This window comes from Mycobacterium sp. TH-M82, assembly GCF_057473605.1.
In genome coordinates this window covers 1-6327 of record NZ_JBYCKY010000101.1, presented here as the reverse complement: position 1 = coordinate 6327, position 6327 = coordinate 1, and the positions used below count along the sequence as shown (strand labels likewise).

3 protein-coding genes and 1 pseudogene are annotated in these 6327 nt (G+C 70.2%); 1 reads left to right on the top strand and 3 read right to left on the bottom strand.

The window, feature by feature from the left end; all coding sequences use genetic code 11:
- A pseudogene (locus AC2VON_RS03095) lies at positions 1–272 on the bottom strand (flavodoxin family protein); the annotation flags it as partial.
- Between the two features lie 49 nt (positions 273–321).
- Here AC2VON_RS03095 and AC2VON_RS03090 point away from each other — a divergent pair.
- Positions 322–1170: a class I SAM-dependent methyltransferase gene (locus AC2VON_RS03090; protein WP_486951628.1), complete on the top strand. Its 849-nt coding sequence runs from the start codon at positions 322–324 to the stop codon at positions 1168–1170.
- Here the strand turns inward: AC2VON_RS03090 and AC2VON_RS03085 are convergent.
- Together AC2VON_RS03085 and AC2VON_RS03080 are read right to left on the bottom strand one after the other, a co-directional pair.
- Positions 1163–2422, bottom strand: a complete 1260-nt coding sequence (locus tag AC2VON_RS03085; RefSeq protein ID WP_486951627.1) for a phthiocerol/phthiodiolone dimycocerosyl transferase family protein — start codon at positions 2420–2422, stop codon at positions 1163–1165. The two genes, AC2VON_RS03090 and AC2VON_RS03085, sit on opposite strands and share 8 nt — an antisense overlap.
- Before the next feature lie 7 nt (positions 2423–2429).
- Positions 2430–6327 (bottom strand): type I polyketide synthase (locus tag AC2VON_RS03080; RefSeq protein ID WP_486951626.1); only part of this gene is annotated, 3898 nt, incomplete at its 5' end.

The following is a 6327-nucleotide window of genomic DNA, read 5'->3' as shown; positions in this document are numbered from 1 at the left end:
CCGATGGCCCCGGTGGCGCCGCGCTTCTGGGCGCCCAGCACGCTGAGCATGTCGGGCCAGACCCGCTTCATCGGGAAGCGGGCGAACCGCTCGGCGTACCGCGGGTCGGTGAACTCGATTGGGGCACAAGCTACTTCGCAGCCGCGCTCTGCGAAAACCTCCCCGGCGGCCTCGAGCACTCTGCGGGCCTGCCCGGTGTAGCTGTAGTACAGCAGCAGCACCCTGCGGGGACGGTGCGGCTGGTCCCACTGCTGATTGGCGGTATCGGTCATCTCAACTCCTCCCGCCGAGCCTATTACCCTGCCCACTACCCTCACAGGCGTGACCGACAAGGTGCACGTCGACCTGCACGGCGCCGCACAGACGATGCTGACGACGCTGTACTGCAAAGCCCGCGACGCCGAACTCCCCCGGCCGGTGCTCGGCGACCGCTACGCCAGGCAGGCGGCCGGCCGAATCGATTACCCCTGGCACGAACTCGGGGTGGCCGACCGGTGGACGACGCTGGTGACGGTGCGCACCGCCCTGTACGACATCTGGACGGCGCAATTCCTGGCCGCCAACCCGCGGGCCGCCGTGCTCCATCTCGGCTGCGGGCTGGACAGCCGGGTGCTCCGCCTCGACCCCGGCCCGGATGTGCAGTGGTATGACGTCGACCAGCCGGAGGTCATCGCGTTGCGCGAGAAAGTCTTTCCGGCCCGAACGCACCGCCTCCACCACTGCCGCTACCGTGTGATCGCTGTGTCGGCGACCGATACCGCCTGGCTGGACCGGATTCCCGCCGACCGCCCCACACTGCTGCTGGCCGAGGGCGTCAGCATGTACCTGACCGAACCCGACGGTGTCGCGCTGCTGCGGCGCGTCGTCGACCGCTTCGGCCGCGGCGAGTTGCAGATCGACTTCTACAACTGGCTGGGTGTCTCCTCGCAGTGGACGCACCGGTTGCAGCGGCAGTCCGGTTCCACGCTGCACTGGGCGGTCAACAGCCCGAACGACATCCTCGATCGCGTCAGCGGGGTCCGGCTGATGGCCGCCACCACGTTCTTCGACGCGGCCACCTTTGACCGGGTGCCGGCGAGGTTCCGGCGCGCCGTCGGCCTGGCTCGGGCGATCCCGCCGCTGCGCGGGATGTTTGCCTACCACCGCTACGCGTTCGGGCCGGTTAGCTGACACCGGTTGCGGCGTGCTGGCGGGCGATGTCGCGCAGCCGCGCCCGGATCGCATCCACCGAGCGCTGCGGCGCCGGCCCGTGCGAGTGGTACTCGATGCTCAACTGCCCGGCGACGATCTGGGTGAAGTAGATGTCGATTCCGGCGCTGACCGCGAAGTACAGCTCGCCGTGGGTGGCGATCACCTCCACGCCCGGCGGGGTGCGCACCGGTGGGACCAGACCGTTGTTGGACAGCACGACGACGTCCGGCAGACCGGGCGGGTTGCCGACGTAGGCGGGGCTGAAGTGCAACCGGGACTGCTGGATCACCCCGGCGGTCAGGTCCGCCTGGAACGTCTCGGCGATGTCGCGGGCAAGCTCGACCACCCGGGTCTTGGGGTCGATCTCGGCGAGGTAGGTCGCCAGTCCGACCGGGTTGGTGCATCCCGTCGCCGACACCGGCGGCGACAGGAAGTAGCGCAGGTCGACGGTGTAGAGGTAGGGGATCGGGATGTTGCGCCGGCCCCGAAGTTCCCATTCGGCCATCAGCACCGCGGCCGAGAGCACGGCGTGCAGGGTCAGGTCGTGCGCCCGGCCGAACGCGACGACATCCTCGGTTTCGGCCCCGCTCAACCGGCCGGACACCATCGGAACCCGAACCGGCGACACCGGTTTGACGTTTGTGACGGTACGCCGGGTCGGCGGCAGGTCGTAGGCGAACATCGCCGGCAGGAACCGCTCGACGCCCGAGCGCGGCTGTTTTTCGATGCCCCGCTTGGCGAGCACCGCCTCGATCGACTCCGGCGCGGGCTCGACGGTGACCGCGCCGATCTTTCCGGTGCCCACCAGGTCGGTGTAGTAGGACAGCAGTTCCTCGATCAGGCTGTACATGTGGTGGCCGTCGGCGACGGCGTGGTGGACGTAGAGGGTCGGCTGCGGCTGGCCGTCGCGGATGGTCACCCGAAGACCGACCAGTGCCTCGCTCTGGTCGAAGTGCGGCGGGGGGCCCTCGGCGGCCGGGTCGTCGAGTTCGACCACCTCGATCTGGGCCGGCAGCAGGTCGTCGGTGACGAACTGGTGACGCCCGTCGGGGCACTGCTCGAGGTGCGCGGTGAGGATCGGGTGCGCTTCGAGCAGCGCGTCGTAGGCGGCCGACAGCGCGCCGATGTCGACCGGCCCCGTCAGTTGCGCGCCCAGGCCCACGAAATTGTGCGTTTCGGCGAGCATCTCCTCGCTGTTGGCCAGCTTGCGGATCACCGACGTGGGAAACACCGTTCTCCTACCCTGAGTCCATAGCGGACAGGTCCACCAGCACGACATCGTCTTCGTCGCTGTCGCCGCCGGTCGAGTCGGCTTCGGCCCATGTCTTCCCAGCCTCCCCAGCCTCCCGGATCAGCTCCGTCAGAGTCGACGTGAGCCCGTCGGCAAGCGCCTGCGCCCTGGCCGGCTCGACGCGGCGGCTGTCGTACCACCAGTCCAGGTGTAGCACCCCGGTGCAGCGGTACGCCCGAAGCTCGAGGGCGTGGCCCAGGCCGGGAATCGGTTCGCGCACCGGCAGCGCGGTGTCGGGGTTGAGCGCAACGGGGGCGTCGCCGTCGGGCAGATCCGGTAGGTCGGGAATCACGCCGAGGTAGGCGAAGTGGACCTCGGCCGGGCGGGCGGCGAGCCGGCGCGCGGTCGGCGCGTAGAAGTAGCGCAGCAGTCCGTAGCCGATTCCGTAGTGCGGGACGGCGTTGAGCATCTCGTGCACGTCGTCCAGCATCTGCCGGACAGTCACGCCCGGGCCCGCCGCGCAGCGCAACGGCACCGGGTACAGCGTGGTGAACCAGCCCACGGTGCGGCGCAGGTCGACGTCGGGTTGCAGCACCGACCGGCCCGGTCCGCCGAGGTCGACGGCGATGGTGCCGTCGCCGACGGTGGCCGCGACGGTCCGGCTGAGCGCGGCAAGCAGGAATTCGTTGATGGGCGAGCGCAGCTTGCGGCGTGCGTCGTCGAGTTCGGTGGTGTCTGCTGCGATCAGCTGCGAGGGCACCCGCACCAGGTCGCCCGCCCCGGGCGGCGGCAAGTCCGCTGGGTCCGAGACGACGCTCAGGGTGGGTGCCGCCGCGGACGCCAGCCAGAAATCTCGGCTTTCGACCACAGCGGGATGGGTGGCCAGGGCGGCGCAGCGCTGAGACCATTCAGCCCATGAGGTGGTGACCGGTTGCAGTTCGATGTCTTGGCCGGCCAGCCGCTGGCCGAACGCGGTGAACAGGTCGGTGAGCAGGATGTCCCGCGACAACTGGTCGGCCACCATCGCGTGCACGCTGAGCAGCAGGGAGCACGAACGGTCCGGGCCTTCCCCGCCGCCCTGCACGTAGCTGGCGGTCAACGGCGGGCTGGACGGGTCCTGCTCATCGGGCACCGCCGCGTCGGACAGGCCGGATGGCGACCGGACGGTCAGCTCTGCGAACTCTCGCGGTGCTTCGATGGTCTGCTCCCACGTCCCGGCGCGCTGGCCGATGCGCAGCCGCAGCGCGTCGTGGTGGGTCGTCAGCGCGGTCAGCACCGCACGGATGTCATCGAGGCTCACGTCGGGCCGCAGCCGCAGCACCAGCGGAACACGCCAGCGGCCGCGTTCGCGCAGGCCGTGCTCGAGGAAGTATGCGATGTTCGGCGGAACGGGAGGATGCGCGACCTCGGCCGGCGACTGCCGCGCCAACCCGCTGGCGGCGTACCGGGCCACCAGTGCCTTGGCCAGCGCGGCGACGGTCTGGTTCTCGTAGAGGTCCTGCGGCGTGAGGTCCAGTCCTTCGTGGGCGGCGGCCATCGCGACGCTGATGGCGACCAGCGAGTCGCCGCCGATGTCGAAGAAGTTGGCGTTGCGGTCCACCGCGTCAGGGTTTTCGAAGCCGAGGCAGACCGCCCAGATGCGCCGCAGCGTCGCCTCCGTCGGCGAACTGCCGTCGGCCGGCGTTCGGGCCTGCGCCCGCGGCCCATCTGGCCCGGCCGCCGCCTCGCTGGTTGCCGCTGCCGTCCAGCGTGCCGCGGCGTTGTGATCCACCCAGTGGCGTTGCCGTTCGAAGGGATAGCCGGGCAGCGAGACCAGCTGGCGGTGGGCACCGAGCCGGGGTGCCCAGTCGACGTCGACCCCCGCCGCCCAGAGTTGGCCGAGCCCCAGCAGGAACGCGTCTCGGTCGTTGCGGTTCTGAGCGTGGTGGCGCATCAACCGGACGGCCCGGTGGCCGGCCGGACCGGTCGACCACCTCGGGTGACGCATCGCCGACCCGGTGAGGGTGCCGCCCGGGCCCACCTCGACCAGGACGCGCCGCGGATCGGCAAGCAACGCGTCGAGTTCGTCGGCGAACCGGACGGTCGCCCGAACCTGACGCGCCCACGTCGCGGGGTTGGCGGCTTCGCCGGGCGCCAGCCACGTTCCGGTGAGGTTCGACAGCAGCGGTATCCGCGGTTCGTGCAATGTCAGCCGAGACAGCAAGCCGGTGAATTCCGGGATCACCGAATCCATCAGCCGGGAGTGGAAGGCGTGCGAGGTGCGGACCCGCCTCGCTGAGATCCCCGCCCGCGCAAGATGTTCGGTGAACTTGGCGATGGCGCCCTCGGCACCGGCCACCACGCAGCTACCCGGGTCGTTGACTGTGGCGAGATCGACTTCAGCAGAAAGGTATTCGGCGATCGCATCGGGGCTCAGCGGCACCGCGACCATCACCCCGCGGGGCGCGGTGTGCATCAGCCGGGCGCGCATGGCCACCACCGCGATGGCGGTTTCCACATCGAAAACCCCGGCGATGGTGGCTGCGGCGTACTCGCCGATGCTGTGCCCGGCCAGCGCCGCCGGGCGAACGCCGTAGCTTTCGGCCAGCTTCGCCAGCGCGTACTGCACCGTGAACAGCGCCGGTTGGGTCCGGTCGGTGCGCTCCAGGTTGCGCGCGGTGCCGCCGAAGATCTCCGCGCGCAGATCGACGCGCAACTCCGCGTCGAACCCCGCAGTGCACGCATCGAAGTGCTCGGCGAACACCGGCTCGGATTCGTAGAGGTCGCGAGCCATACCGATGTGCTGGGCGCCCTGCCCGGGAAACAGGAACACCACCCGGCCGGAAACATCGCAATCATCGGAATCATCCGCTCCGGGCATGGATTCGCCGATGAACACGTTGTCGTGCTCGGCCGCGCCCAGCACCGTCGCCGCGTCGTGGTGGTCGGCGACGACAGCCGCCATCCGGATGTGCTCTGTGCGCCGCCGCGCCAGGGTGTAGGCGGCATCGGCCAGATCAGCCAGCTGGTCCGGGCCGGACAGCTCGGCGGCGAGCGCGGCGCGCGACTGCTGCAGCGCCTCGGCGCTGCGCGCCGACAGCAGCAGCACCTGCGGGCCGGGCGGGGCAGGGCGGGGCGGTGTTTTCGGCCATTCCTCCAGGACCACATGGGCGTTGGTGCCGCCCACCCCGAATGAGCTGACCCCGGCGCGCCGGATCCCGCCGGCTTTCCAGGGCCCGTAGTCCCCGCGCACAACGAAAGGTCCGGAGTCCAGGTGCAGCTGCGGGTTGGGACTGGTGTAATGCAGCGTCGCCGGGACAGCCCGGTGCTGCAGGCAGAGGATGGTCTTGATCAAACTGGCGATGCCGGCTGCCGACTCCAGGTGTCCGATGTTGGACTTGACCGAGCCGATAAAACATGGAGCAGCACGCTCGGCGGTGGAGACGCCGAACGCCTTTCGCAGGCCTTCGATTTCGATCGGATCGCCGAGCGGTGTTCCGGTGCCGTGGGTTTCGACGTAGCTGATGGTGGCGGCGTCGACCTCGGCGACCGCGTGTGCTTCGGCGATGACGTCGGCCTGGCCGGCCGCGTTTGGGGCGGCGTAGGTCATCTTCGTGGCGCCGTCGTTGTTCAGCGCCGACCCGCGGATCACCGCGTGGATCCGGTCGCCGTCGGCGACGGCGGCCTCCAGCGACTTGAGGACCACCGCCCCGACGCCGCTGCCGAAGACGGTCCCATCCGCCCGCGCGTCGAACGGCCGGCAGTGCCCGCTCGCCGACACCATCGAACCGGGTTCGTGCCAGTAGCCGACGCGGTGCGGGATGCGCAGCGACGCGCCGCCGGCCAGCGCCATGTCGCATTCACCGTTGAGGATGCTCTGGCAGGCCAGGTGCACCGCGACCAGCGCCGACGAGCAGGCGGTCTGC